This window comes from Halopseudomonas sp., from assembly GCF_036960865.1.
GTDB lineage: Bacteria > Pseudomonadota > Gammaproteobacteria > Pseudomonadales > Pseudomonadaceae > Halopseudomonas.
The window spans coordinates 178832-203541 of record NZ_JBALWE010000009.1 but is presented as its reverse complement, the minus strand read 5'-3'; the positions used below and the strand labels follow the sequence as shown (position 1 = coordinate 203541).

The 24710-nt window shown below is 59.9% G+C and carries 29 protein-coding genes and 1 riboswitch; of the genes, 12 read left to right on the top strand and 17 right to left on the bottom strand.

The genetic code is table 11. From position 1 onward, the window contains the following. The first annotated feature begins 42 nt into the window (after positions 1–42). From V7747_RS14410 to V7747_RS14380, 7 genes are all read left to right on the top strand, one after another. A complete protein-coding gene (locus tag V7747_RS14410; protein WP_335616711.1) occupies positions 43–948 on the top strand; it encodes an ABC transporter substrate-binding protein in 906 nt (301 codons plus the stop codon). Further along, on the top strand, positions 945–1934 hold the full coding sequence (locus V7747_RS14405) for a FecCD family ABC transporter permease (RefSeq protein WP_335616710.1): 990 nt from the start codon (positions 945–947) through the stop codon (positions 1932–1934). The genes V7747_RS14410 and V7747_RS14405 overlap by 4 nt, the downstream gene beginning before the upstream one ends. Then, positions 1927–2958 carry a FecCD family ABC transporter permease gene (locus V7747_RS14400; protein ID WP_335616709.1) on the top strand — a complete coding sequence of 344 codons (1032 nt, stop codon included), beginning with the start codon at positions 1927–1929 and terminating at the stop codon, positions 2956–2958. The genes V7747_RS14405 and V7747_RS14400 overlap by 8 nt, the downstream gene beginning before the upstream one ends. 9 nt (positions 2959–2967) lie before the next feature. After that, positions 2968–3759, top strand: coding sequence for an ABC transporter ATP-binding protein (locus tag V7747_RS14395; RefSeq protein ID WP_335616708.1), 792 nt, complete (start codon positions 2968–2970; stop codon positions 3757–3759). Continuing rightward, complete coding sequence (locus V7747_RS14390) at positions 3756–4550, top strand: IucA/IucC family C-terminal-domain containing protein (RefSeq protein ID WP_335616707.1); 795 nt, start codon at positions 3756–3758, stop codon at positions 4548–4550. The genes V7747_RS14395 and V7747_RS14390 overlap by 4 nt, the downstream gene beginning before the upstream one ends. A 102-nt stretch (positions 4551–4652) precedes the next feature. Continuing rightward, positions 4653–5672: a class I SAM-dependent methyltransferase gene (locus V7747_RS14385; RefSeq protein ID WP_335616706.1), complete on the top strand. Its 1020-nt coding sequence runs from the start codon at positions 4653–4655 to the stop codon at positions 5670–5672. 38 nt (positions 5673–5710) lie between these two features. Continuing rightward, positions 5711–5893: riboswitch (yybP-ykoY riboswitch) on the top strand. A 25-nt stretch (positions 5894–5918) separates the two neighbouring features. Then, a complete protein-coding gene (locus V7747_RS14380) occupies positions 5919–6491 on the top strand; it encodes a TMEM165/GDT1 family protein (protein WP_335616705.1) in 573 nt (190 codons plus the stop codon). Between the two features lie 9 nt (positions 6492–6500). Here the strand turns inward: V7747_RS14380 and V7747_RS14375 are convergent, their stop codons facing one another. The 8 genes from V7747_RS14375 to V7747_RS14340 all read right to left on the bottom strand — a co-directional run bounded on the left by V7747_RS14375 (position 6501) and on the right by V7747_RS14340 (position 13285). Next, positions 6501–7445, bottom strand: a complete 945-nt coding sequence (locus V7747_RS14375; protein ID WP_335616704.1) for a GGDEF domain-containing protein — start codon at positions 7443–7445, stop codon at positions 6501–6503. 165 nt (positions 7446–7610) lie between these two features. After that, entirely contained in the window at positions 7611–8909 is a 1299-nt protein-coding gene (locus tag V7747_RS14370; RefSeq protein WP_335616703.1) for a hypothetical protein, read from the bottom strand. Between the two features lie 87 nt (positions 8910–8996). Further along, entirely contained in the window at positions 8997–9362 is a 366-nt protein-coding gene (locus V7747_RS14365) for an STAS/SEC14 domain-containing protein (protein WP_335616702.1), read from the bottom strand. 61 nt (positions 9363–9423) lie between these two features. Continuing rightward, positions 9424–9846 (bottom strand): hypothetical protein, encoded by a 423-nt coding sequence (locus V7747_RS14360; RefSeq protein WP_335616701.1) that lies wholly within the window; start codon positions 9844–9846, stop codon positions 9424–9426. A 39-nt stretch (positions 9847–9885) separates the two neighbouring features. Beyond that, on the bottom strand, positions 9886–10866 hold the full coding sequence (locus V7747_RS14355; protein WP_335616730.1) for an ArsA family ATPase: 981 nt from the start codon (positions 10864–10866) through the stop codon (positions 9886–9888). 54 nt (positions 10867–10920) lie between these two features. Continuing rightward, positions 10921–11202 carry a cory-CC-star protein gene (locus V7747_RS14350; protein WP_335616700.1) on the bottom strand — a complete coding sequence of 94 codons (282 nt, stop codon included), beginning with the start codon at positions 11200–11202 and terminating at the stop codon, positions 10921–10923. Next, complete coding sequence (locus tag V7747_RS14345; RefSeq protein ID WP_335616699.1) at positions 11192–12874, bottom strand: carbon starvation CstA family protein; 1683 nt, start codon at positions 12872–12874, stop codon at positions 11192–11194. The genes V7747_RS14350 and V7747_RS14345 overlap by 11 nt, the downstream gene beginning before the upstream one ends. A gap of 159 nt (positions 12875–13033) precedes the next feature. Beyond that, complete coding sequence (locus V7747_RS14340) at positions 13034–13285, bottom strand: DUF1272 domain-containing protein (RefSeq protein WP_335616698.1); 252 nt, start codon at positions 13283–13285, stop codon at positions 13034–13036. Positions 13286–13408: 123 nt separating this feature from the next. On the opposite strand from V7747_RS14340, the gene V7747_RS14335 reads away from it, so the two are divergent. Then, positions 13409–14074: a DsbA family oxidoreductase gene (locus V7747_RS14335; protein WP_335616697.1), complete on the top strand. Its 666-nt coding sequence runs from the start codon at positions 13409–13411 to the stop codon at positions 14072–14074. Here the strand turns inward: V7747_RS14335 and V7747_RS14330 are convergent. Together V7747_RS14330 and V7747_RS14325 are read right to left on the bottom strand one after the other, a co-directional pair. Then, positions 14071–14505 carry a GFA family protein gene (locus V7747_RS14330; RefSeq protein WP_335616696.1) on the bottom strand — a complete coding sequence of 145 codons (435 nt, stop codon included), beginning with the start codon at positions 14503–14505 and terminating at the stop codon, positions 14071–14073. The genes V7747_RS14335 and V7747_RS14330 overlap by 4 nt on opposite strands. 258 nt (positions 14506–14763) lie before the next feature. After that, entirely contained in the window at positions 14764–15210 is a 447-nt protein-coding gene (locus V7747_RS14325) for a DUF2846 domain-containing protein (protein ID WP_335616695.1), read from the bottom strand. A gap of 309 nt (positions 15211–15519) precedes the next feature. Here V7747_RS14325 and chrA point away from each other — a divergent pair, with 309 nt between their 5' ends. After that, entirely contained in the window at positions 15520–16872 is a 1353-nt protein-coding gene (gene chrA / locus V7747_RS14320) for a chromate efflux transporter (protein WP_335616694.1), read from the top strand. Between the two features lie 26 nt (positions 16873–16898). Here chrA and V7747_RS14315 read toward each other — a convergent pair whose 3' ends face one another. The 3 genes from V7747_RS14315 to V7747_RS14305 all read right to left on the bottom strand — a co-directional run bounded on the left by V7747_RS14315 (position 16899) and on the right by V7747_RS14305 (position 18770). Then, complete coding sequence (locus V7747_RS14315; RefSeq protein WP_335616693.1) at positions 16899–17555, bottom strand: 7-cyano-7-deazaguanine/7-aminomethyl-7-deazaguanine transporter; 657 nt, start codon at positions 17553–17555, stop codon at positions 16899–16901. A gap of 216 nt (positions 17556–17771) precedes the next feature. Then, positions 17772–18578: a M48 family metallopeptidase gene (locus V7747_RS14310; protein ID WP_335616692.1), complete on the bottom strand. Its 807-nt coding sequence runs from the start codon at positions 18576–18578 to the stop codon at positions 17772–17774. 57 nt (positions 18579–18635) lie between these two features. Continuing rightward, complete coding sequence (locus tag V7747_RS14305; protein WP_092285111.1) at positions 18636–18770, bottom strand: entericidin A/B family lipoprotein; 135 nt, start codon at positions 18768–18770, stop codon at positions 18636–18638. Positions 18771–19075: 305 nt separating this feature from the next. On the opposite strand from V7747_RS14305, the gene V7747_RS14300 reads away from it, so the two are divergent. Continuing rightward, on the top strand, positions 19076–21211 hold the full coding sequence (locus tag V7747_RS14300) for a methyl-accepting chemotaxis protein (protein ID WP_335616691.1): 2136 nt from the start codon (positions 19076–19078) through the stop codon (positions 21209–21211). On the opposite strand, the gene V7747_RS14295 is transcribed toward V7747_RS14300, so the two are convergent. From V7747_RS14295 to V7747_RS14285, 3 genes are read right to left on the bottom strand one after another with little or no spacing between them, the layout of a single operon-like run. Beyond that, entirely contained in the window at positions 21196–21846 is a 651-nt protein-coding gene (locus V7747_RS14295; protein ID WP_335616690.1) for an SOS response-associated peptidase, read from the bottom strand. The two genes, V7747_RS14300 and V7747_RS14295, sit on opposite strands and share 16 nt — an antisense overlap. After that, positions 21843–22103, bottom strand: a complete 261-nt coding sequence (locus V7747_RS14290) for a putative signal transducing protein (protein WP_335616689.1) — start codon at positions 22101–22103, stop codon at positions 21843–21845. The genes V7747_RS14295 and V7747_RS14290 overlap by 4 nt, the downstream gene beginning before the upstream one ends. A 2-nt stretch (positions 22104–22105) precedes the next feature. Beyond that, a complete protein-coding gene (locus V7747_RS14285; protein WP_335616688.1) occupies positions 22106–22300 on the bottom strand; it encodes a CPXCG motif-containing cysteine-rich protein in 195 nt (64 codons plus the stop codon). 114 nt (positions 22301–22414) lie between these two features. Here V7747_RS14285 and V7747_RS14280 point away from each other — a divergent pair, with 114 nt between their 5' ends. Further along, positions 22415–23563: a 1-acyl-sn-glycerol-3-phosphate acyltransferase gene (locus V7747_RS14280; RefSeq protein WP_335616687.1), complete on the top strand. Its 1149-nt coding sequence runs from the start codon at positions 22415–22417 to the stop codon at positions 23561–23563. A 27-nt stretch (positions 23564–23590) separates the two neighbouring features. Here V7747_RS14280 and V7747_RS14275 read toward each other — a convergent pair whose 3' ends face one another. After that, positions 23591–23869 carry a hypothetical protein gene (locus V7747_RS14275; RefSeq protein WP_335616686.1) on the bottom strand — a complete coding sequence of 93 codons (279 nt, stop codon included), beginning with the start codon at positions 23867–23869 and terminating at the stop codon, positions 23591–23593. A gap of 347 nt (positions 23870–24216) precedes the next feature. Between V7747_RS14275 and V7747_RS14270 the strand changes: the two genes are divergently transcribed. Then, positions 24217–24678: a glycine zipper 2TM domain-containing protein gene (locus V7747_RS14270; RefSeq protein ID WP_335616685.1), complete on the top strand. Its 462-nt coding sequence runs from the start codon at positions 24217–24219 to the stop codon at positions 24676–24678. The last annotated feature ends 32 nt before the right edge of the window (positions 24679–24710 follow it).

Sequence of the window (24710 nt, the reverse complement as noted above, 5' to 3'; positions counted from 1 at the left end):
CAGTACCTGTCTGGGGTGGGGAGCGGGCCTGATGAGTAACCCGTGACCTGCGAGCCTGAACTCTGTATATCCCGGCGCGGCCTGTTAGGGCTGACGCTGGGATTATGGTTTGTGCCCCTGCCGGTGCCGGGAGCTTCGTTGCGCGTGGTTACCCTGTTTCAGGGGGCTACCGACAGCGCCGTGGCGTTGGGCTTGACGCCTTGCGGTGTGGTCGATTCCTGGAGTGAGAAGCCGACCTATCGCTATCTGCGCTCGGCACTGGTGGGCGTACCGCACGTAGGGCTGGAAACCCAACCCAGTCTGGAGGATATAGCGCTGCTGCGGCCGGACGTGATAGTCGCTTCACGCTTTCGTCATCAGCGGATTGCGCCCTTGCTGCGGCAGATGGGCCGACTGTTGATGCTTGATGAGGTATACGAATTCAAGCGCACCTTGGTGACAATGGGGGCGGCCCTGCAGCGTGTGCAGCAGGCAGACTACCTGCTGGAGCAATGGCAACAAAGGGTGACAGCACTGCGTGCGCAACTGCGTGCCGCCTTCGCTGATCGTTGGCCGCTCACCGTGTCTGTGCTGGATGTGCGCGAGGACCACATTCGCAGCTACCTGCCGGCCAGTTTTGCCGGCTCGGTACTGAGCGAGCTGGGCTTTGCCTGGAATCACACTGCCCGCGCCGCGGCGGGCGTGTCACTCAAGCTGAGTAGCCAGGAAAGCCTGCCGGCGGTGGACGCCGACCTGTTCTTTGTCTTCCAGCACGCCGACAACCCTGCCTCGCAACGTAACTATCAAAAACTGCTGGCAAACCCCCTGTGGCAACAGCTTAGGGCACCGCAGCAGCGCGCAGTGTGGCAGGTTGATGGTGTGCCATGGAGTCTGTCTGGCGGCATTCTCGGTGCCAATCACATGCTGGATGACGTCGCACGGGTGATCCTTGCGCAGGTGGACGCATGAGTAGCGGGCGGATGCTGGTGTGTCTGCTGCTGTTACTGCTGCTCAGTATCTGGCTGAGTCTGGCAGCAGGGCCAAGCTGGATTACGCCGCCACAACTGATCACCGCCTTGCTGTCACCCGACCATGGGGAGCAGAACCGTGCACTGCTGGTGGGCGCGCGCCTGACGCGCACCCTGATGGGGATGGCGGTGGGCGCCAGCCTGGCGGTGGCCGGTGCGCTGATGCAGGCGCTGACGCGCAACCCGCTGGCTTCACCAGGCTTGTTCGGGGTAAATGCCGGAGCAACCTTTGCGATCATTGTCGGCGTTGTCGGTTTTGGCCTGAACCATCCTCAGCACTGGCTCTGGTGTGCCTTCCTGGGTGCCGCTGTGGCCGGTAGCCTGGTCTGGTTGATTGGTAACCGCGGGCAGGCCAGCCTGAGCCCGTTGCGTATTGTGCTGGCGGGTGCTGCCATCACTGCCTTGTTCTCTGCGTTCAGTCAGGCACTGTTGGTGGTCAATCAGCAGGGCCTGGACACGGTGCTGTTCTGGCTGGCGGGCTCGCTCACCGAGCGTGAGTTGACGGTAGCTGCGCCTTTGCTGGTGGGTGTGCTGCTGGCGCTGGTTGCTGCATGGCTGTTGGCAGGGCAGGTCAACGTGCTGAATGCCGGTGAAGCCATCTCGGTAGGCTTGGGGCAACGTACCGGTCGCATCCGTCTGATGCTGGGGATGCTGATCATCTGGCTGGCTGGCAGCGCGGTGGCACTGGCCGGCAGTATCGGTTTCATCGGCTTGCTGGTGCCGCACATGGTGCGCAGGACGGTGTCGGCGGATCACCGCTGGTTGCTGCCTGGCTGCGCGCTGGCCGGTGCCAGTCTGCTACTGCTGGCTGACACCCTTGCACGGGTGGTGATTCTGCCGCAGCAGGTGCCGGTCGGTGTGATGACCGCGCTGTTCGGCGCGCCCTTCTTCATCGCGCTGGCGCGCCGAGGTAATCGTTATGCATAAACCGCTGGTGCTGCGCTGGGGAAGGTTTTCCCGCCGTGCCGACCTGCCCACGGCGGGGCGGCTGGTGGTGGCAGCAGTGATCACCTTGCTGGTGATGCTGGGTGCGCTGTCGCTGGGCAAGGTCGTGTTGTCACCGGTTAACGTGCTGCAGCTGCTGTTGAACGGCGGAGACCCTCAGTTGTTGTTTATTGTCGAGCAGCTGCGCTTGCCACGCTTGTTGCTGGCGGCCTTGGTGGGGGCCGGCCTGGCGCTATCGGGGTTGATCCTGCAGAGCATGGTACGCAACCCGCTGGCCTCACCCGACCTGCTGGGTATTACCAGCGGCGCCAGTGCTGGCGCGGTGCTTTATCTGTCTTTCCTGTCTGCGCTGATCGGCGCTCAATGGTTGCCGTTGGCGGCGATGCTGGGCGCTGGATTGGCAGCGTTGGCGATTTATCTGCTGGCCTGGAAACAGGGCGTGTCGCCCCTGCGCCTGGTGCTGATCGGAGTGGGCGTGTCGGCGTTGTTGGCGGCGGTGACCACCTTCACGCTGGTGTTCAGCCCGTTGACGACCACCCTGTCGGCATATGTCTGGCTGACCGGGAGTGTCTACGGTGCCAGTTGGGCCGAGCCGCAGGCGCTGGCCCTTTGGTTGCTGGCGATACTGCCGCTATTGGTATGGCTGGCGCGCAAGGTGCAGGTGCAGCAACTGGACGATGCCTTGGCGCAGGGAGTGGGCCTGCGCCTGCAAGGATTGCGCGCAGGCCTGCTGCTGGTCAGCGTGGCGCTGGCGGGCGCCGCTGTAGCATGGGGCGGCGCCATGGCCTTTGTTGGCCTGATTGCCCCCCATATTGCACGGCGACTGGTTGCGCCCGGCTTTGTCGGGCAGGCGCTGATGGCGGCATTGGTGGGGGGCAATCTGGTGATGCTGGCAGACCTCGCTGGACGTACGTTGTTTCTGCCGCTGGATTTGCCTGCCGGTATCTTCGTGGCCGTGCTGGGTACCCCTTACTTTCTTTATCTACTGATTAATCAAACGCATTGAGGGCTTCAGATGGCCGAAATGGCAACGCAGCAACTGACCCTGGGGTATCAGCGCCAAACGATTATTGACGCGCTGGACCTGCAGTTGCCGGCCGGCAAGATATCGGTGCTGATCGGCAGCAACGGGTGTGGCAAGAGTACGTTGCTCAAGGCGCTGGCGCGCCTGCTGAAACCGCGCCACGGCTCGGTGATTCTCGATGGCGTGGATATTCGGCAGCGTTCCACCGCCGCGGTAGCCCGCGGGCTGTCGATTCTGCCGCAGGCACCTACTGCACCCGAGGGTATCAGTGTGCGGCAACTGGTCGCGTTGGGTCGTTACCCCTACCAAAGCTGGCTGCAGCAGTGGAGCGCGCAGGATGAGGCGATGGTCGAGCAGGCCCTGCAGCAGACCGGCGTGCTGGCGCTGGCAGACCGACCGGTAGATGAGCTGTCAGGCGGACAACGACAGCGGGTGTGGATTGCCATGACGTTGGCACAGGACACCGACCTGGTGTTGCTTGATGAGCCGACTACCTACCTGGATCTGGCGCACCAGATTGAAGTGCTGGATCTGCTGCGAGAACTGAACCGGCACCAGAACAAGACCATCATCATGGTGTTGCACGATCTCAATCTGGCCTGTCGCTATGCCGATCATCTGGTGGCGGTTGATCAGCGCACCGTGGTTGCCCAAGGGCCTCCAGCCGAAATATTGACCGAGGCGTTGGTAAAGCAGGTGTTCAAGCTCAACTGCCGCGTCATCCCGGACCCTTTCTTTGGTACGCCGCTGTGTATTCCCTTTGGTCGCGAGACGCCACCATGAGCCTGCGCGAAGCCTTTAGCTCGCAGGAGTGGGCCGTGCTGGTCGGACCATTGCGTTTGCGAGTGCTGCCTGAGCATGACGCCGCACGTGCCGTCAGCCCTCGCGTACTGCTGCAGGAGCAGCCATGCCGAGCGCTGCTGTCAGAGCTAGGCCCGGTTATTGGGTCGCCCACCCCCGCTATAACTGCCTCGCTGTTGGTCAAGCGCTTCGCGTTTCTGGCTACCGGTGCCTGTCTTTACGCGATGTCGGTCTGTGACAAGGGGCTGAGGTTATCACTGGATAATTGCCTGCTGGAGTATGGTCACGATGACGGGCTATGGACTTCCTGCATGCCGGTTGCCGACCAGACGCCGTGTGTTTATCCGAGGGGTGAGCGCGCCGCCTGGCGCGCCGCTGTCGTGCAGGCGCTGTTTGCCGGTCTGTTGGCGCCGCTGCTGGAGAGCTTGCACCAGGCCAGCGGCGTCTCCCGTCGTATTCTCTGGGACAATACTGCTGCGCGGGTCTACTCGTTGTATGAGAAACGCATGGCTGACCACAGCGACCCGCGGGTACGCGCACGCGTTGAAAGCGACTTCGAATGGCTGCTGACGCAGGCGCCGCCAGCGTTGTTCGGTTTGCGCTACAACCCTCTGCAGCATTTCCGGCGCGCCCCTACCGCGTTGGCAGATGGTCGCTGCATCCGTTTTCGGCGCACCTGTTGCTTTTACTATCAGGCCAGTAATCCGGTGGAATATTGCGCCGCCTGCCCCTTGTTACGGCCAAAAAAATCACTGGCCAGAGGGCGACCTTGAGCCGCTGTTCCACGCTGCCCTGAAGCAGGGTTTTGAGCCATAGGCCACTGCGCTTACAATGCGCCCTTTGCGCAGCCACCTGCAGATCATCAGGAGTAGCCGATGGACAATACCAGTCAGATTCTTGAACGCAGTGCAGAGCTGTTCAGCGGTCAGCGGTTGTTGCTGGTTAATCCGACCGCGGATGGTCTGACCCGCAAGCTGGCGGCTGACTGGACGCTGTGGAGTTGGGATTTTGCGGTTATTCAGGGGCTCTCCGGTCAACTGCCAGTCGAGCAACTGGTGTTCTCCCATCTGTGTCCCGAGGTCGAGGCGCTGGATGCGGCCATCGTGCTGATGCCCAAAGCCATTGAACGTGCCGAGTATGCTCTGGCGCAGGTAGCACCGTTGCTGGCGCTGGGCAAACCTATATATCTGGTGGGCGAGAAGAAGGGAGGTATCACCCGAGCCGAACGTTTGCTCGGCGCATATGGCGCGGCGCCGGAGAAGCTGGATTCCGCGCGCCATTGCCAGCTTTGGCGAGTCGTCACAGACAAGCCTGCCCCGGCGTTCAATCTGAACGCCTGGCAACAGCGCTATGCACTGCAGCTGGAAGACCAGCAGATTGAACTGCTGAGCCTGCCTGGTGTGTTCAGTCACGGCCGTCTGGACGAGGGTAGTGAGTTGTTGCTGGAAGAGCGCAAGGCGCTGCCCAGCGGCAAGGTGCTGGACTTCGGCTGTGGCTCTGGGGTGTTGTCTATCGCTTTGGCGCGGCGCAACCCGGACTGCCGGTTTGAACTGGTGGATGTGGATGCGCTAGCGATCTGGTGCGCACAGCAGTCGCTGCAACTGAACGGGGTAGAGGCACAGGTATACGCCTCCGATGGCTTGAGCGAGGTGCATGGGCGCTATGCCTGCGTGATCAGTAACCCGCCATTCCATACCGGCATCCGCCAGGACACCAGCATTGCTGAGCGGTTTTTCAATCAGGTGACGCGTAATCTGCTGCCACGAGGGGAACTGCGCATCGTGGCCAACGGCTTTCTGCGCTATCCGCCGCTGATCGAAGAGCACATCGGCCCCTGCGAGGTGCTGCGCGAGAATAATCGCTTCAAGGTCTACTCCGCGATCGCGCCCGGCTGATTTTTCCGTTGCCTGCACGCAGCGATGCTGCTAAATTTGCCACCGTCTTAGGGGAGTAGTCTCTCCGGAAGCCTGCCTTCCATTGGCGAACGTCAACATAATTGATCCGCAGATCATGGCGTTCGCAAGCCTCAGCCGCTCAGCGCGGCACGGGTTTGACGAGACCTATGACATACGAACACCAGCCGAGGGCGGGGGTGTTTGTGTGTCATTGGTATGTCTGACCCGCCCTCCGTTGGAACCTCCGTGGAAGCTTTTTTCGTATCAACCGGGATTGTCTCGCTGGCAGAGATCGGCGACAAAACTCAATTGCTGGCTTTGCTGCTGGCTGCGCGTTTCCGTCGGCCTTGGCCGATCATCTGGGGCATTCTCGTTGCCACTATCGTCAATCACGCCCTTGCTGGTGCGGTGGGCCAAGTGGTAGCCGATCTGCTCAGCTATGAATGGCAGCACGGCATTCTGGCTGTCTCTTTCCTCGCAGTGGCGGCCTGGACGCTGGTGCCGGACAAGCTGGATGAAGACGATACCCCGCCTATCGGCCGTTATGGCGCCTTTATGGCAACGCTGATTGCCTTCTTCCTGGCAGAAATGGGCGACAAGACACAGATCGCGACCGTGGTGCTGGCAGCGCAGTTTGATGCCTACTTGTGGGTGGTTATGGGCACTACGCTGGGTATGTTGCTGGCCAACGTGCCAGTGGTGCTGTTGGGCAATGCGGCGGCCGACAAGTTGCCGCTGGTGTGGATACGCCGCGTGACTGCGCTGGCTTTCCTGCTGCTGGGACTGTACGCCGGCTGGTTGGTGTTTCAGGCGGTGTAGGCCGCAGCCTCAGTCCAGGCCGCTCACCTGTCGGTTGCGGCCCTGCTGCTTGGCCAGATAGAGGTTACGATCCACCGCGTCGATGAAGGCGCGGGGTTCGTCCTGCTGGCTCGGCGTAATGGTGCCCAGCCCCATGCTGATGGTCAGAATCTGGCTCACTGCCGAGTAGTCGTGTGGAATCTGTTCCTTGAAAATCAGGTTGCGGCACCGCTCGGCAACCCGTTCGGCTGCGGTAGCGTCGGTTTCCGGCAGCACTAGGATAAATTCTTCGCCGCCGTAGCGGGCAAAAAAGTCGCGTGAGCGCGCTGCGGCCGTGTTCAGCGCCTTGGCCACGCGCTTGAGACAATCGTCGCCCTTGATGTGGCCATAGTGGTCGTTGTACTGCTTGAAGTAGTCGATATCGATCATGATGATCGACAGGGGCTGACCGGTGCGCCGGGAATTGGTCCATTCCAGCTGCATGATGGAGTCGAACATGCGGCGGTTGGCGACGCCGGTCAGGCCATCCTTGAACGACAGCTCCTCCAGTTCTTTCTGCAGGGTCAGCAGCTTCTCTTCGGTTTTCTTTCGCTCACTGATGTCGAACATGAAGCCGATCAACGACTCGACCTCGCCATCATCATTGCGTACCACGTGTACCACGTCGCGAATCCACACATAGTTGCCGTCGCTGGTCAGCGCACGGTAGTCGGCTTCGTGATCAATACCTGACTGGGATTGTGATACGCAGAAATTCACCACCCACTCGCGGTCTTCGGGATGCATGCGATCGGACCAGTCGTTGACACTGAGCCAGCTGTCCTGGGCCCAACCCAGCAGCGCTTCAATCTGTGGGCCGATGTAGGCGAACTGCATGGTCGCCCAGTCGATTTTCCAGGGGATGGCCTTGGTAGACTCCAGAAGTGTCTTGTAGACGGCGCTATCCTGTTCTATCTCACGGGCTATGTCAGTCATGATCCTTCAACTCTGAATAGGGAGTGCCGAGTGCCGGGGAAACCGCATCTCTAGCGTGTGATTGCTGATCCATTGCACACATTCGTCGCACGTTAATGTTCTTTTGTACGGCGCACGCGGCGGCTTGTAAAGTCCCGTCTGGCTGACGGCTACGGGCTCGCTGGCTCACAGACTGCTGCAGGCTCGATCGTAGAGCGCCAGCAGCTGTGCTGGCTGGTCATAGACAATGCGCTCGCCCGCGCGCAGTTCACGCCGCATCAGACGCACCATTTGCTGCAGCACATCCTGCGCAAAGTGATCGGCGGGCTGGCCGGTTACCTCCGCCAGGCGGCCGGCAATCACCGCCGGGTCGCTGACCACCGGGCAGATGCGGTAACGGTAGCTGCCACCGATGGCTTCGGGCACCAGGTCCATAAAGCGGTCGGGCCGCTGACGGAAAAAACTCAGGGGCAATCGGTAGGCGTTGTAGCCCAGGATGGGGAGGTCATCCGGGACAGCCTCCTCCTCGTCGAGCACCTGCAGTGTGGTGGCCAATGGCAGCAACTGATCCAACTGGTAGCGCTTGCTCATGTGCGGGTTACCGACACGCACCAGATTGGCGATCAGCTCACCCAGCGAGGCGTGGCCGATGATTGCCGCGCGTTTGGGCAAGCCGCCCCAGGCGCCATCGGCGCCGTTGAGCAGCGCTTCAAGTACGGACGCATTCTCGAACCCGCCGCCGGCGTGCATGTGTACCAGCAGCTTTAACGGCGGCGGCAGTACACAGCGAATGGCGGCAACGAAAGCACCGACCTGAAAGGGCAGGTAGGTGCCGCGGTCGTCCTCAATGCTGATGCCTTCTATGGGTTGCCGGGCCAGCAGGGCGAATACGCTGCTGGCGGTGTCCGGATCTTCAGCCAGGGCGTCGCAGCCATCGACCACGTTGATCAGGATCTTGGGTGCACCACCGTTATCGCCACGAATGTTCTGCTGCAGCCAGGCGATACTGGCGGGCAGGCTGCGCAGCAAAGTCGACAGGTCGTACTGGCCGGCCATGCCGTCTTTGCTCAGGTAGATTTCGTGCAGGGTGTTGGGCACCCGGTAATCGCGCAGCTTGAGCATGGAAGCTGAGGGGGTAAACCGGCCTTGTTCGTCGACCAGACCGATGTCGGTGAAGGCGTAACAGCCGGTAGTGTCAATCTGCTGGTCGCGCAGGTACATCATGAAATCGTCGTCGACTTCGAGCTCATCGGGCATCGAGTAGTCGAGGGTGCCGAGCAGAATCCGCTCGAAGCCGAACGCGCGGACCTTGGGCAGGATGGCCAACTTGTCGGCCAGGGTTTGCCCCATCCGCGCGCCTACCGGGTTTTCTCGCAGCGAAAGATCAATCAGAAACGGCTCAATGTTGCGCAGTTGCTCTATTTTGGCCTGTGCGTTGCCGAGGATGCTGTGAATGCGGCCACTGGTTGCCGTGTCGAGTGCCATACCTGCTCCTGTCCCTGGAAAAGTGATGGGTTCTGTATAGCACGTCCTGATGATTGCTTCGAGCGGTGGCGTTGCTGGCAGCGAATATCAGCCCGCCAGGATCCAGCGTCTCGCCTCGTCCAATTGGTCAAAGCCAAAGGGCCTGATTTCGGCGGCTACCAGGTGAGAGCCGATGGCTTCGGCCAGGTTGCCCAGATTGCCGTCGCTGGCTACGGCAATGCGTTTTATCTTGCGATGGTGCTGCTGCACGAAGGACAGATGTGAAATCATCGCGCTGAATGAATCCCAGCCGGGGAACGATTGCACGTGAATAATCATGCCGCGCAAGCCGCCGTGCAATTCAACGAAAGGATCTACGGCGGCGCCGACACGACGAAAGTCCTCTTCGCTCAGGGTGCCATGGGGTTCCAGGGTGACGATGGCGCTATCGGGGTCAAGCGTAATATTGAGCATGCTGTGGTTCTCCCGCGCTACGGTGGAGTTACTACAGTTGACCCGCTATAGCGCGGTGCGTTCAGCGAATCTGGCCGCCCTGAGGGCTACCGCCGTAGGCTTCGGCGCTCAGTTGCTGTTGAATGGCCGATGACAGGTTCATCACCCAGCGATTGTAGTTGCGGTGAATCTCGCCGTTGTCATAGTCCAGGTTCTCGCTACTTTTATGATGAATACTGTAGCTCCTGGCAGAGTAAGGGATCTCGACAGTGGCCTGATGGTCACGCAACAGGATGCTGGCTTCGATCAGGCCAGGCTCGACCAGACGCGGCTGCCAGCCATACCGAGTGGCGCCCAACATGATGGCCTGCTCGACCTGTTGGTCGGTGGGCTCAAAATCATTGTTATAAACGCGGGTACTGGCATCACTGACGTTGTAGATCGGCTGGCTGGTGCAACCGGCAATCAGCAGCAGTGCGGCGGCCGCCATTAATAGCTGTTTCATGTGGTATCCCTTCTCTGTCATGGATCTTAACCTAAGGACTTAGAAGCCCTGAGCTGCCAATTGTTCAGCAATGCTCTGCAGAATCTCCAGGCCTTGGACGTCGGTTTCCAGCCACGGCAAGCGGGGTAGTGGCAGGTGTCCGAGCTCGTGCTCAATGCGCTGCAGATAGCTGGCTTCCTGTTCCCGACGACGCTGCAGAAACTGGCCGTCGGCCGTTACCGGAATCACCCGGTTGATCAGTGCGGCGACGATGGGAATATCAACTGATTGCAGCGCGCTGACGGCGCGCGAGGTTTCCAGTATAGGCAAACGCTCTGGGGTGAGCACGAACAGAAAGCCGCTTTGCTGGTGGTCCTTGAGTATCCGCCTGGCCTGGTGGAACAGGCGGCGCCGGGTGAGCAGGGTGTCGGCGATATCGCGAGTCTTGCGATCCAGGTCACTCAGCTCACTGGTTTGCGGATCGTCGAAGGGGCTGTCGATATCGCGCCCGCGCTTGGGCGTGAGGTGCTGCAGTACCTTGCCCAGCTCCTCGGACTTGCGGTTATGGCTGAGCAAGCCTTCGGTCCAGGCGGCCATGGCTTCGGGCAAGGTCAGCAGACGCAGGGTGTGACCAGTGGGTGCAGTATCGAAGATGATCAGGTCGTACTCCGGGTGCGGGGTGCTGATCAGCCGGGCGATACGCTCCAGTAGTGCGGCTTCCTGAGTACCTGGGGACTGCCGGGTCAGTTTCAGTTGGCGCTCCAGCTCCGGTAGCATCTCGGCACTGGCAAAACGGCGCATCTGCGCGGTGACGCGCGCCAAGTGGGCTTCGACTTCGGTATCGGGATCGATCTCCATGGCATCGAGGTTGGGTAGCAGGCGACGCGGACTATCGTCCAGATCCTTGGCGAAGACGTCGCCGAGGCTGTGCGCCGGGTCGGTGGACACAATCAAACAGCGTTTGCCGCGGCTGGCGGCAAGTACGGCGAGGGCGGCGGAGACGGTGGTCTTGCCCACCCCGCCCTTGCCGCCCACCCAGATCAGGCGACGGTTGAGCAGGTCAAAGCTTGGGGTAGTAATAGCGGGTGCTCCAGATCAGCAGCAGCGGAAGTGGTCCAACGGCGAGTGCTCCATGCCCATGCGCCTGTGCCAGTCATGGAAGCGCTGCAGCAACAGCGGTTGCAGCTCCAGGGTGTAGTAGCTGGCGGGATTGGGCACGCCCATCATCTCGGAGAATACCAACAGCATGAAGAGGTCATCCTCATCTCGTCGCGCCCGCGCGATGGCGCCGCGGTAGCGGGTGCTGTAGGTCTCCTCGAGAAAGAAGCGCGCCTTGCTGAGCCAGACGCGCCATTCTCCCGCTTTCTCAGGAGGCATTGCTGTCCTCGGCGGCGGCCATCGCGCGGTGGCGCTTGAGCGCGGCGGCGCACTCCATGGCCACCAGGATGGCAGCAATCAGCACCACAATGTCGAGGAACAGCAAGAAGTAGTTCTCCTGTTGGTAGAAGGTACGCAGCTGGGTCAGCAGGGCTACCACCGTCATCACCAGCAGGAAGCACAGCGGCGCCAGGGTAAACCACATGGGCCGGCGCAGGTGCACCAGCATGACGGTGATCACCAGCAGCGTGAGACCGGCCAGCAACTGGTTGGTGGTGCCAAACAGCGGCCAGATGATCATGCCGCCTGAGCCGTCGGCACCCGCGCCGAAGGCCAGCAACATGCAGCTGCCGACTGCCAGGAGGGTCGCGACCAGCGGCTTCTGCATCCATTTCTGGTTATAGATTTCGCCAAACTCCTGGAAAATGTAACGCTGCAGGCGCAGGCCGGTATCCATGGTGGTCCCGGCAAACAGCGCTGCCATGACGGTCAGCAGGGTGGCCGCAGTCACCTGCGGCAGGCCCAGGCCGTTGTGAATGATATAGGCTCCGCCCTCAACAAAGGCCGTTACGCCCCCCTGACCAAAGGCCGAGTACATGGCCTTCCAGTCGGTCAGGCTGGCGAAGCCGGCGGTGGCTACCAATATGGCGGCCAGCGACAGGCAGCCCTCGCCAATGGCGCCAAAGTAGCCGACGAAGCGCGCATCGGTTTCCTTGTTCAATTGCTTGGAGGTGGTACCGGAGGCTACCAGGCCGTGGAACCCTGATATCGCCCCGCAGGCAATGGTGACGAAGAGCAGCGGTATGATCGAGGGCGTACCGGCTGGCACCGCGTCGTTGAACATAGGTGCGACCATGGTCGGGTTCAGCAGCAGAATGGCGCCGTAAAGAATCAGCAGGCCAACGAACAACTGCAGTCCGTTGATATAGTCACGCGGCTGCAGCAGCATCCATACCGGCAAAATCGAGGCGACCCCGGCATAGACGAACAGCAGTATGATCCAGACGGCATTGCCGGATACACCGGCCACCTCGGCCGGCATCTGGATCGGCATCGACGGGCCGGCAAAGATCAGGGCGTAGAGCGCGATCACACCAATGACCGAGACGCTGACCAGGTTGAGAATCCGGCGGTAAATCAGCTGGCCCACGATCAATGCCACACCGATGGCACCCCAGACCGGGAGTACGGCGGTCGGGAAGCTCATCATCAGCTTGGCAATCACCACGGCGAAGACCGCGTTGACCATCAGCAGTACCAGGAAGATAACGATCATGAAAATGCTACGAGCTCGCTTGCCGACCACATCACCGGTGAGCGAGCCGACCGAGCGAGCCTTGTTGCGCACGCTGGCCCAGATGGCGCCCATGTCGTGCACACCGGCAAAGAAGATAGTACCGAACACCACCCACAAAAAAGCCGGTGCCCAGCCCCAGATCACCGCGATGGCGGGTCCGACAATAGGCGCTGCGCCAGCAACCGAGGTGAAATGGTGGCCCCAGAGGACAAATCTGTTGGTGGGAACAAAGTCGACGCCGTCCTCAAACTCGTGCGCTGGCGTACGAAAGTCGGGATCAAGCCGATAGATCTTTTCGGCAATGAACTTGGAGTAGATAAAGTACCCCAGAGACATCATGGCCAAACCGGCCAACAATAGAATAACAGCACTCATGCAAGGCTCCCGGTTTTGTATTTGTGCTCGGATGCGTGAACCAGACCCTTGTGGGGTCAGGCCTAACTATAGTCGACGCGACTGCGAAGGGTAGCCGGGATGCGGAGTAAAAAGAGCGGCTCTGTGACTAAAGTCTATGTTTGTGCATGGCTTGCCGACTCAGTCTGTTTTTCGGCAGCCGGCATGGGCCTTTAGTACGCGTTTTGTGGACGCAGGGTTGGCGTCCAGCAACTGCACCGGACGACTGGGCCGTTGCAACAACGTGCCGCCGCAATTCGGGCAGGTGAACTCTAGGTGTTGTTCTGCACATTCGCGGCAGAAAGTACATTCAAAGCTACAGATCAGCGCATCTTCGGCGTTGTGCGGCAAGTCCTTGTCACAACATTCGCAGTTGGGGCGTAATTCAAGCATGGTGGCTCCGCCAAACGAGGGGTACTGCAACGAGTATAGCCAGCTTGCCGAGCCGGCAGGTGAAAGCGCAAGTTTTGCGGTGTACGCTATGCGCATTGATAACGACTCAGAGTGAGACAGTCCATGAGCAGTAATCTGCATATTGATATCGTGTCCGACATTGCTTGCCCCTGGTGCGCAATAGGCTATGCCCGGCTAGAGCAGGCGCTCGCCAGTCTGGACGGGGAGCTTCAGGCAGATGTCGAGTGGCACGCTTTTGAACTGAACCCCAACCCGGACAGCAAGCCACAACCCATATTGCAGGCGTTGAGCCGGAAATACGGCCGCAGTGAAGCCGAGATGGAAGCAGCCCAGGCCAACATGATCGAGATTGCTACGGGGCTGGGGCTGAATTTCAATAAGATGCAGCAGCGCTACACTGCCAATACCTTTGATGCGCATCGCCTGGTGAAATGGGCGGCAGAGCAGGGCCAGGCGACGGCGATGAAGCAAGCGCTTTTTGATGCCTATTTTGGTCATGCCGAAAACGTGGGCGAGCGTGATGTATTGTTGCGCTGTGTGCAGGGCATTGGCCTGGATGCAGACGCCGCGCAGCAAGTGCTGGCTTCTGATGCCTATGTTGAAGCGGTACGCAGCGACGAGGCGCGTTATCAGCAGGCAGGTGTCTCGTCTGTGCCGGCGTTCATTATCAACAATCAGTATCTGATTTCCGGCGCCCAAGAGCCGGCCTATCTGGTGGAAGCCCTGCGCGAGATTGCCCAGCAGGGCGCTGAAGGCACGCCGGCTTAATCTGCTGTTTTACGTACCAAGGCCTCTGCTCCCGGCCAGCCCGGGAACTGTGGCAGGTCATCGGTTATCTGGTGCCAGCTCGCTTTGGAGTCGGTAAACAGATGGCCTTGCGGCTGCTCGGTGATCTCACCCTCAAGCCCGCCGAGCGCGATGCCCAGCACCTGTGGGTGGTCCTTGTAGGTGCTGATCAGCGGTGAGCCGCAGGTGCGGCAGAAGTACTTGGTGACATTGTCGGATGAATCGTAGGTGGACAGGTTGTCTTCGCCGCGCAGCCAGCTGAACTGACTGCGCAGTATCGAAGTACGGGTGCGAAAGGCCGCGCCATGCCAGCGACGGCACTTGCTGCAATGGCAGTTGAACACCGGCCCCAGCTTGCCGGTGATGCGATAGTGCACCGCTTCGCACAGGCATTTTCCGTATAGTTCAGTCATGTCTCATGCCCCTCCCTGGCAGGCTTTTGGATTTGTGCTGCAAGCTGATCGATCACAGTCGGCTTGGTTATTCGAGATGTGGTTATGGGGAAGCTGCGAATCATCGGCTTGTTGCCATGCAACTGAACGGCTTCTGTCAAAGGGACTGCCATTCGATAACTGCATCAGATTACTGAAAACAGCAAGGCAGACAAGGGTTAGCGTAAGGGATTGTGATGACCAGCAGCGCTGCGCTGCCGGTCATCTCAGCTGCAGGTGTTAGAGGTTGCTTTGAATCAGGCTGCACTGCTTGACGCCAGAACGGCCTTGCTGCTCGCTCACCAGTTGCAGTTTCGAACCGCCGGAGGCCATGCCCATTTTCACTTCCTGCCAGACGAAGTAGTTCTGGTTTTTCTCGGTGTTCAGCAGCAGTGACGAGGCACCGTTCTGTGAGCTGAGTGTGTGCTGGCCCGGCGGCAGCTGGAACATGAAGAATGACTTGGGCCCAGTTGTGCCGGCGCGCTGGCCATCTACCGCGACAGGCATGGAGATCGCCGCGCCAAAGGTTTCGTTACGGTAAACGTAAACCTGAGCGTAATCGGGGTGGGTGTTGAACTGCTTGGCTTCGGCGTCCATGGCGGCGGGCGCCTTGTTGACGCTGGCACAACCGGTGGCCATCACGGCGCCCATGACTACAGCAGAGAACAGTATTTTCCTGGCTAACATCGCTTACTTCCTTTTGGTGGGTGATTCTCTTTAGTGCTTCGGGGCGCTTGTTGCGGGTGCGCAGGGCGCCAGCGAGCCATTAGCCGAACAGTAAGCACAAACAGGCAGAGTATCGGGGCATCCATGCCGCAGGAGGGCCGCGAGGCTGTGCCTGCGATGGCAGAATAATGCCTCTGGGCAGGATTTTCGGCTAGCCCCTCAAGACAGTATTTTTTCCACAATATTGCAATCCGGTTGCAATCTTACTCTGGCATGCTGGAGGGATACTGGCGCGGTCGCGCTAATGACAGTATTCACGAGGACGCTGGTATGAATGCACCGCAGACAAGCAAGAGTTCGGCCTGCCCAGTGCAGCAGGCGTCACTGCGGCAGGCGCTGCTGTTCTGGTTGAAACTCGGTTTTATCAGCTTTGGCGGTCCAGCGGGTCAGATTGCGCTGATGCACGACGAGTTGGTGGACAAGCGTCGCTGGATTTCCGAGCGGCGTTTTTTGCATGCACTGAACTACTGCATGATGCTGCCTGGTCCTGAGGCGCAGCAGCTGGCCACCTATCTGGGTTGGTTGTTACACCGTACCTGGGGCGGGGTGATGGCAGGGCTGTTATTTATTCTGCCTTCACTGCTGTTGCTGGTGCTGCTGGGCTGGCTGTATCTGGTCTATGGTGAGCTGCCTTGGGTGGCGGGTCTGTTTTATGGCATCAAGCCGGCGGTAACTGCGGTGGTGTTTCAGGCGGCTTGGCGTATTGGCGGGCGGGTGCTGCAGAACCCCTGGCTGTGGGCGATCGCCGGGGCCGCCTTCGTGGCGATCTTTGCGCTGCGGTTGCCTTTCCCGCTGATAGTGTTGTGCGCCGGTGTGGCGGGCTATGTCGGTGGACGCTGGCGGCCGGCGTACTTTCAGCTGGGCGGTGAGCCGGCTAGCGTCACGGCTGATCACCCGCCCGCGCTGATTGATGATGACACGCCGCCACCGGCTCATGCGCGTTTCAATTGGCCTTCGCTGGTTCGGTTGCTCAGTGCGGGAGCCCTGCTCTGGTTGCTGCCGATGACGGTTTTGACGCTCAGCTTTGGCTGGCACGGAGAGCTTACGCAGATGAGCTGGTTCTTCACCAAGGCGGCGTTGTTGACCTTCGGAGGAGCTTACGCGGTGTTGCCTTACGTGTATCAGGGCGCGGTAACCCAGTTCGGCTGGCTGACGCCAACCCAGATGATTGACGGGCTGGCGCTGGGTGAAAGTACGCCGGGCCCGCTGATCATGGTGGTGGCATTTGTTGCTTTTGTCGGTGGCTACGGACTGGAGGTGTTTGGGCCACAGCAGGCAGTTCTGGCTGGCGCGGTGGCGGCCTTGCTGGTGACCTGGTTTACCTTTTTACCTTCGTTTCTGTTCATTCTGGGCGGCGGCCCGCTGGTTGAGTCGACCCACGGCAAGTTGTCGTTTACCGCGCCGTTGACCGCGATTACCGCCGCAGTAGTGGGGGTGATCGTCAATTTGGCGCTGTTCTTTGCCTATCACGTGTTCTGGCCGCAAGGCTTTTCGGGCGAGTGGGATACCGGCGCAGTGGCGATTGCAATGGTCGCGCTGCTGATGTTGTTCTTGGCCAGACGCACCGCGCTGCAGACGTTGGCGGTCTGCGCGCTGCTGGGGCTGGGTGTCAGCCTCTGGTAACAGCGCGCCGTTAGGTGCTCGCCGGGTTAGTGGCTGGGTGCGGGTGTGGCGCCTGCCATGCGGCGTAGCAGCGCGTTCAACAGCACGCCGTACAGCGGCAGGAACAGCAGCAGGCTGATGATCAACTTGATGGCGTAATCAACCGTGGCGATTTCGACCCAGTGGGTCGCCATAAACTCGTTGCTGCTACGCCAGAAGGCGACCGAAAAGAATGCGAAGGTGTCAGCCAGATTGCCGAGCACAGTCGACAGACTGGGAGCAATCCACCAGCGCTTCGATTGGCGCAGGCGATCAAACACCTGAATGTCCAGCAACTGGCCGATCACATAGGCCACGAAGCTGGCCAGCGAAATGCGCAATACAAAGTCGTTGAACGACAGCAGCGATTCCAGCCCGCGATAACTGCCCTCCTGAAATACCACCGAAACCGCGTAAGACACCACTAGTGCAGGCAGCATCACGCGCGCAATCACCTTGCGTGCAGCGCTCTTGCCAAGCAGACGCACAGTCAGGTCGGTGGCCAGAAAGATAAAGGGAAAGCTGAAGGCGCCCCAGGTGGTGTGATAGCCGAACAAAGTGATCGGCAGCTGCACCAGATAGTTGCTGGCAATGATGATGGCTATATGGAAAGCAATCAGCAACGCGAGGGCCTGTTGCCGGCGCGCGGGAGTGAGGGTCGTCATTGTGTGTCCTTTTTACGGAATCGGAAGCCGTGCCTCCGCCGTTGTTTATGAATGGGGTTAGGGAACCCATGCTGGCCGAAATGGCCTCAAGCGGCGCACATTCTAATGATTTATCCGCGCGCAGCCAGCTATTTTGCGTGCAATGGATGAACGGCGTTACCAGAGAGGACTGGAGTGAGTGCGCGGGCGCCGGTCTGACAGCGCCCGCTCAAAGCGTTACTTGTTGGCCTGGTAGAGCGCTTCTACGCGTGGTGCTGCTGCGCGTAGGGCTTCTATGCGACCGGAAGAGGAGGGGTGAGTACTCATGAAGGCCGGTGGCTCACCCTGGGAGGCGCTCGACATCTTCTGCCACAAGGTGACGGCGGCATCGGGGTTGTAGCCCGCGCGTGCCGCCAGCTCCAGGCCAATCAGATCGGCTTCGCTCTCATTGGAACGGCTATTGGGCAAGGTCAGACCATACTGTACCGCCATCTCGGCAGCTTGTTGGCTGCCGGCACCCAGGCCCAGCAGAGCGCCAGCCAGTTGTGTACCCATTTGCGTAGCGTACGCACGGGAAATTGCTTCGCGCCCGTGCTCACGGAGGGCGTGGGCGATCTCATGCCCCATGATCTGGGCAATCTCGTCGTCGGTCAGGTTGAGTTTGTCGATGATGCCGGAATAGAACAGGATCTTGCCGCCGGGGGCACAGCTGGCGTTGAGTTGGTCATCCTTGATCAGGTTGACCTCCCAGTCCCACTGCGCGGCATCCGGGCGAAAATAGGTAGCTTGCGCGGTCAGGTCGTCAGCGATCTTGCGCAGACGGCGGACGGTGGCAGCGTTGGTATTCAGCACGCCGGCTTTTTTTGCTTCGGCGAGTGTTTCGTCATACGACTTGGCGGCCATCTGGTTGACCTCTTCACTCGACAGCCCGCTCATCATGTACTGGGTGCGGTCTACCCCCACATTGCCACCCTGGGTGGTTTGTACGCTCTGGCAACCTGCCAGGGCTATGACCGGGACACACAGCAGAAAACGCAATCGCATGGTTCTATTATCCTTGCTTGAATTGGGCGTGGCGCAGGCGCCACGCCGGTTTGGAGCTTAACGGTCGGCAGAATCCTCGATGCCGTCGCCTACTTTTTGCACGTCCTTGCCAAAGCCCTCGACGGTATTGCAGCCCGACAGCACAGCGATACCGAACAAGGTAGCCACAAGCATCATCAACGTCTTTTTCATTATGTGTTCTCCAGATTGATTGAACGCAATACACACCCGCACCTGTAAATCTAGCAGAGCATGGGCCGCTGCCCAGCTCATGGCCGTACTGACGTCGCGCCTCAGGAGGAGGGCGGTGTGTACAATGCGGTGGTTCAGCACACGGAAACACGGCTAGTATGGTATTGCCATCACCGGTTCCAGGCAATTCGACAGCGCTAAAGCGCCAAAGTCTTCACAGGATTGAAGTTTTTTTGCCTTGCGCCGATATAACAACAAGAACATGTATGCGTCGCCCTAATCTGGGCGCTAAGTCGAGGTAATCAATGAAATTCAAGTCGATTCAGCTGTCCATCGCAGTCTTGGCTGGAGCTTGTCTGTTCATCGCAGTGGGCGTGATGACGCTGTTTTCCGTGTATTCCTCAGAACGTAGCCAGGACCTGGTGCAGGAACGCAGTCAGGAGTTGCTGGAGAACGTGGTAAAGGAACGGTTGTTGTCGATCGCCAATGGTGAGCGAGCACGTATCCGCCGCCATCTTGAGTATCCGTTGGCAGTGGCCTCGCAGCTGGCCAACCTGAACCAGATGATTGGTGAGATTCAGCCCGACGGCATGCCTGCGCTGATGATGGGGCGAGAAGAAATGAACCGGGTGATTCGCATGACGGTTGCGGAAAACCCCGACTTGCTTGGCGCGTATGTCGGTTGGGAGCCCAATTCACTGGATGATCTGGACGGTTTTTTCGAGGGCGTGCAGAGCGATGGCTATGACGGCACGGGCCGTTTCATCCCTTGGTGGTTTCGCGATGCAGATGGCAGCCTCAAGCTGGACTCCTTAGGCACCATGGAAGACGAGACGCTGCTTGAAACGGGCGTGCGTGCGGGCGAGTACTACCTCTGCCCGAAAGAAACTTTGAAGCCTTGCGTTGTTGATCCTGCGCCCTACGAAATGGGCGGCAAGATGACGCTGTTGTCCTCCTTTACGGTACCAATCATTAGCGAAGGTGCGTTCGTAGGGATCGCCGGCGCTGATCTGTCGATGGATTTTCTGCAAGGTATGTTGCGCGAAAGCGACGACGAGCTCTACGGTGGTCAGGGGACGCAGGCGCTGATCAGTGGCAATGGTCGACTGGTTGCCTACACCGGGGATGATGCCAAGCCCGGTGACCGTGCAGATAGTGTGCTAGACAGCAACGATTTGGCCAATCTGGCGAAGTTGCAAGATGAGCCAATCTACGACGTAGACGAGGTTGGTGGCCATATTGAGCTGGCAATGCCCATCACTATCGGCGAGAGCAATGTGCGCTGGTCACTGCTCATAATTCTGCCGCTGGATGCGGTGATGGCCGACCTCATCGCCCTCGACGCCGAACTTGATCAGCAGCGCAATACCGCTGCAGTGATGCTGGCAGTAGTGGGTTTTGTAGTAGTGCTGGTGGGACTGGTAGTGATGATTTTCGTAGCTTATGGGTTGGCTCGGCCGGCGCGGCAGCTGGTAGCCATGCTGGACGACATCGCCAAGGGCGACGGCGACCTGACCAAGCGACTGAAAGTCGATCGCGCTGATGAGCTGGGCGCTATTGCCAGCGGGTTCAATGCCTTCCTCGACAAGTTGCAGAGCATGATCAAAGAGGTGGTGGGCTCGGTACAACAGGTAACCGATGCCTCGGAGCACACTGCCGACATCGCCATCCGTACCAACGACGGTGTGCAGCGCCAGCTCAGCGAGATTGACCTGGTGGCCACGGCGGTGACCGAAATGACGGCCACGGCGCAGGATGTCGCGCGCAACGCTTCGCAGGCGGCCAGTGCGGCGCACAATGCGGATGGCTCGGCGAACCACGGGCGCGAGGTGGTGCAAGCGACCTCGGCGACTATTCAAAGTCTGTCAGAGGATATACAGCGCGCGGTAGACAGTGTGCAGTCGTTGGCGCGCAACAGTGAAAATATCACCGGTATTCTCGACACCATTCGCGGGATTGCCGAGCAAACCAACCTGCTGGCGCTGAATGCGGCTATCGAGGCGGCGCGTGCGGGTGAACAGGGCCGCGGCTTTGCCGTGGTTGCCGATGAAGTGCGCAACCTGGCGCAGAAGACGCAGTCGTCCACTGCCGAGATCCAGACGATGATCGAGCAGCTGCAAAGTGGTACCCGCGAAACGGTGAAGGTCATGGAGCAGAGCCGCGCGCGTACGGATCAAAGCGTGCTGCAGGCTGAAGAGGCGGATGCCGCCTTGACCTCCATCACCCAGGCGGTTTCGGTGATCAACGACATGAACAACCAGATCGCCAGTGCGGCTGAACAGCAGAGCGCTGTGGCAGAAGACATCAACCGTAATGTCACCACTATCGATACTGTCGCCAAGTCGGTGGCTGAGGGCGCGGAAGAGGCCTCGCAGGCCAGTGCTTCACTGACCAAGCTGGCAGAGCATCAGCGTCGCCTGATCAATCAGTTCAAGGTCTGAATCGGGCCGGTGGGGTTGCAGCAATGCGGCCCTTTGGTTGCCGGGCTGCTAACGGCGCTGGTGACGGGATGGATCATCTCGACCTGCGCCTCGGCATTCAGCAGCAAGGGCTGCAGAGCACTGACTGCAGTCGCCTCTGCCAGCCAGATGGCTTGCTCGCCACTGTTCAAGGCGACCGGCATACGCTCGGCTAGCTTGGTCGGCAAACCTTTGGCCGGCGCAGTAATGAGCGCACAACTGTCCCAGTACTGACCATCATCCAGCTGATACCGCTCCCACAACCCGGCCAGCGCCAGGCCGCCTTCTCGGCGCCGCAGATACCACGGGTGCTTGCGCGTGCCGTTGCTTTTCCATAGGTAATAGCCGTTGACCGGAATCAGGCAGCGACGTTGCGCCAAGGCCTGTTTGAACATGGGTTTTTCATGCACAAACTCGGCCCGCGCGTTGAAACTCGCGCGGCTGAAATCGGTCAACCAGCCGGGTGTCAGATTCCATAGCACCGGTACGCACTGCAGATGACCCTGTTGTTTGCGCAAAATCAGTACGCGGGCGCCGGGTGGTAGATTCCAGTCGGGTTGCCAATCGGCGGGTGTACTGGCGTGGGGTGAAGTGAACTGCGCAAGGCGGCCGGTCATGAAAGGCGGGAATCCGGGTCAGGCTGTTGGCTGGCTTCGTCCAGCGGGCTGGCTGACAGGTAGTCGTTGATCAACTGGCTGCCGCGCGGGGCGTCTTCGTCACTGAGCCACAGCGCGATCAAGTCATGCACCGGCAGGTCGCCAATGGCGCCTTGCAGGTACTGGCCGCTGATATGGCAGTCTATGTGATGGTCGGCCAGCATGCGTTGCAACAGTGTGGCCTCGGTGAGGTCGAGCGGTCGATAGATGCATTGCATGCTCAATCCTGCTCGCGGCGCAGGTCAACGTGGTAGTCATCGACCTGCGGATCAATCCACAGGCTCACATGGATGGGCTGACAGCATACCTGGCAGTCTTCGATGTAAGCCTGTGTGCCGCTGGCGAGGTCCAGTAGCAGGACGATGGCTTCGCCGCAATGCGGGCAGGCGAGGGTGGCTTCTTCAAGGGCCTGCACGGGATAACTCCGCTGTAGAGACTGTGACGCCCAGTGTAGCCCTATCGTCAATTTGGCGAAACCGCTGCGCACGTCGCATAATGCGCGGCCTTAGCTGACGAGATTGAGGATTACATGGGCGAGTTTGATGCTATCCGGCCGTATGACGATGCCGAGGTGCCGGCTGTAATGGCGCGCCTGCTGGCCGACCGTGACCTGATGCGGATGCTGGCCGCCTATCGTTTTCCGCGCCTTGCTCGCTGGTTTCCGGGCCTGTTGCAGGCCGCGGTGCAACACGGCCTGCGCCGCGAAGCGCGCAGTATCACCTGTGTTGATACGCTGCAGCACAAGCTTGAGCCCTATCTTGATCGTTTGATTGAGAGCAGTACTCTGCAGGTAACCTACAGTGGTTTGGAGAATCTGCAGAAGGGCCAGTCCTACCTTTTTCTGGCCAACCATCGCGACATCGTCATGGACCCGGCCTTCGTCAATTATGCGCTGTACCACGCGGGCCATCCGACGCCGCGCATGGCGATAGGTGACAACCTGCTGCAACGCCCCTTCGTTGCCGACCTGATGCGTCTGAACAAATGCTTTATTGTGCATCGCTCGCTGACCGGGCGGCGCGAGAAGCTGCAGGCGTACCAGACCATGTCGGCTTATATCAGCCACTCTTTGCAACAGGGGGAGTCCATCTGGATCGCCCAGGCCGAAGGCCGTGCGAAGGATGGGCTGGACGAAACCGATCCGGCGATCATCAAGATGTTTTGCATGAGCCGCAAGGGTGAAGACTTTGCCGAGGTGATTCGCTCACTGCGTATAGCCCCAGTGTCCATTGCCTACGAATGGGATCCCTGCGACAGCATGAAAGCACGCGAACTTGAACAGCGGGCCCGACTGGGTGAATACCGCAAGGAAGCGGGTGAGGATGATCGCTCCATCGCCATGGGGTTGACGGGTTACAAAGGGCGGGTGCACGTGGCTTTTGGCCAGCCACTGCAGGACACCTATGCGGATGCCAAGGAGGTGGCACGTGCGGTGGATCAGCAGATCCTCACGCAATATCGCCTGTATCCCAGCAATTACCTGGCGCTGGAGCAGCAGGGTGAGATGCCGGCGGAACTGGCAGACTGGCGCGCGTCCTTCACTGCCGCCGAGGTCGCGGCAGAGGAACGGCGCTTTGCTGAGCGTCTGGCGGCGTTGCCCCCGGCGCAGCAGCAGTATTGGTTGCTGCAATACGCTAACCCCGTGCGTAGCCGCTTGCGGGTACTTGCATCGGCTTGAGGTGGCGAGCTTGCCGCCTCAAGCTGTTTAGAACTGGGTGCTGATCACGCTCAGTAGCAATGCCATGGCCAAGCTTAGTCCGCCAACGCTGTAGAACAGGCGGTTGCTACGCTGCGTGGCGCGTTCGCTGATGCCGGATTGCGGCGCGGGTGGCGCTGTGGCAAGGCGTTGGGCCGCCAGTGACGTACGTAACTGGGTGGCCAGCCAAAGCCAACTGCCGGTAACGGCAAAAAACAGCGCCAGTGCGTTAATTACCAAGGCGGGATGCGCAAGGTAGTACAGCCATGCTGCCTGCAAGGGAGACATGGGCGGTCCTCCGAACAACGGAATCGGTAACCTGCGGTACAGGATGGCGAGGCGCCGATTAACCGGTGCGCTGCTGTTGGTCCTGTCTGTACCTGTCTATTCTTTTGATTATGGAGGGTTACGACGAAACACAAATGGGATGATGTGGTGGGCGGCATCCGCCATTCCACCGATTCATAAGCAGACGCGATTTTAGGCGATTTGGCGATTTTATTCGACCGGTGCGACTGTCTTCCCGATCAATGGTTGTGCCAGCCTCTGGTGCGCTTGCCCGGCTTTACGGCAAGCTGCGCTCTCGGCGAAAACAACCCCGCATGAGCATTACAGCCAACTTGAGGTTTACAGATATGAACAAGCAACTGATGACAACTCTGCTGATGAGCGCTGTGCTGGTGCTGTCTGGCTGTGCGTCATCGCTGACCGGCGATACCTATAGCCGCGAAGACGCGCGCGCACCGCAGATTGTGCGCATGGGCACCGTCGAGTCCGTTCGCCCGGTCAAGATCGAGGGAACCAAGACGGTCGTCGGACCTGCTGCGGGTGCTGCCATTGGCGGCGTTGCGGGCAATAGTGTGGGCGGTGGCAGTGGTCGGGCGATCGCCACTATCGTTGGCGCCTTGGCCGGCGGTTTGGCGGGTGCGGCGGCGGAAGAGGGGATTACTCGTACTCAGGGCGTGGAAATTACCGTTACTGAGGATTCGGGCCAAACCCGGGCCTACGTTCAGGAAGCCCAGGAAGGCGTTAGTTTTGCCATCGGTGATCGGGTGCGCGTGATGACCGTGAATGGCGAGTCCCGGGTAGTAAAGTAGGCTGCAGCTGCGTAGCCCTGCCATGCTCGGCA

Excerpts from the sequence above, each read along its gene's own strand:
- V7747_RS14405 (WP_335616710.1), top strand. The coding sequence starts at position 945 with ATGAGTAGCGGGCGGATGCTGGTGTGTCTGCTGCTGTTACTGCTGCTC.
- V7747_RS14400 (WP_335616709.1), top strand. The coding sequence starts at position 1,927 with ATGCATAAACCGCTGGTGCTGCGCTGGGGAAGGTTTTCCCGCCGTGCC.
- V7747_RS14395 (WP_335616708.1), top strand. The coding sequence starts at position 2,968 with ATGGCCGAAATGGCAACGCAGCAACTGACCCTGGGGTATCAGCGCCAA.
- V7747_RS14390 (WP_335616707.1), top strand. The coding sequence starts at position 3,756 with ATGAGCCTGCGCGAAGCCTTTAGCTCGCAGGAGTGGGCCGTGCTGGTC.
- V7747_RS14385 (WP_335616706.1), top strand. The coding sequence starts at position 4,653 with ATGGACAATACCAGTCAGATTCTTGAACGCAGTGCAGAGCTGTTCAGC.
- V7747_RS14375 (WP_335616704.1), bottom strand. The coding sequence starts at position 7,445 with ATGACTGACATAGCCCGTGAGATAGAACAGGATAGCGCCGTCTACAAG.
- V7747_RS14370 (WP_335616703.1), bottom strand. The coding sequence starts at position 8,909 with ATGGCACTCGACACGGCAACCAGTGGCCGCATTCACAGCATCCTCGGC.
- V7747_RS14365 (WP_335616702.1), bottom strand. The coding sequence starts at position 9,362 with ATGCTCAATATTACGCTTGACCCCGATAGCGCCATCGTCACCCTGGAA.
- V7747_RS14360 (WP_335616701.1), bottom strand. The coding sequence starts at position 9,846 with ATGAAACAGCTATTAATGGCGGCCGCCGCACTGCTGCTGATTGCCGGT.
- V7747_RS14350 (WP_335616700.1), bottom strand. The coding sequence starts at position 11,202 with ATGCCTCCTGAGAAAGCGGGAGAATGGCGCGTCTGGCTCAGCAAGGCG.
- V7747_RS14345 (WP_335616699.1), bottom strand. The coding sequence starts at position 12,874 with ATGAGTGCTGTTATTCTATTGTTGGCCGGTTTGGCCATGATGTCTCTG.
- V7747_RS14340 (WP_335616698.1), bottom strand. The coding sequence starts at position 13,285 with ATGCTTGAATTACGCCCCAACTGCGAATGTTGTGACAAGGACTTGCCG.
- V7747_RS14335 (WP_335616697.1), top strand. The coding sequence starts at position 13,409 with ATGAGCAGTAATCTGCATATTGATATCGTGTCCGACATTGCTTGCCCC.
- V7747_RS14330 (WP_335616696.1), bottom strand. The coding sequence starts at position 14,505 with ATGACTGAACTATACGGAAAATGCCTGTGCGAAGCGGTGCACTATCGC.
- V7747_RS14325 (WP_335616695.1), bottom strand. The coding sequence starts at position 15,210 with ATGTTAGCCAGGAAAATACTGTTCTCTGCTGTAGTCATGGGCGCCGTG.
- chrA (WP_335616694.1), top strand. The coding sequence starts at position 15,520 with ATGAATGCACCGCAGACAAGCAAGAGTTCGGCCTGCCCAGTGCAGCAG.
- V7747_RS14315 (WP_335616693.1), bottom strand. The coding sequence starts at position 17,555 with ATGACGACCCTCACTCCCGCGCGCCGGCAACAGGCCCTCGCGTTGCTG.
- V7747_RS14310 (WP_335616692.1), bottom strand. The coding sequence starts at position 18,578 with ATGCGATTGCGTTTTCTGCTGTGTGTCCCGGTCATAGCCCTGGCAGGT.
- V7747_RS14305 (WP_092285111.1), bottom strand. The coding sequence starts at position 18,770 with ATGAAAAAGACGTTGATGATGCTTGTGGCTACCTTGTTCGGTATCGCT.
- V7747_RS14300 (WP_335616691.1), top strand. The coding sequence starts at position 19,076 with ATGAAATTCAAGTCGATTCAGCTGTCCATCGCAGTCTTGGCTGGAGCT.
- V7747_RS14295 (WP_335616690.1), bottom strand. The coding sequence starts at position 21,846 with ATGACCGGCCGCCTTGCGCAGTTCACTTCACCCCACGCCAGTACACCC.
- V7747_RS14290 (WP_335616689.1), bottom strand. The coding sequence starts at position 22,103 with ATGCAATGCATCTATCGACCGCTCGACCTCACCGAGGCCACACTGTTG.
- V7747_RS14280 (WP_335616687.1), top strand. The coding sequence starts at position 22,415 with ATGGGCGAGTTTGATGCTATCCGGCCGTATGACGATGCCGAGGTGCCG.
- V7747_RS14275 (WP_335616686.1), bottom strand. The coding sequence starts at position 23,869 with ATGTCTCCCTTGCAGGCAGCATGGCTGTACTACCTTGCGCATCCCGCC.
- V7747_RS14270 (WP_335616685.1), top strand. The coding sequence starts at position 24,217 with ATGAACAAGCAACTGATGACAACTCTGCTGATGAGCGCTGTGCTGGTG.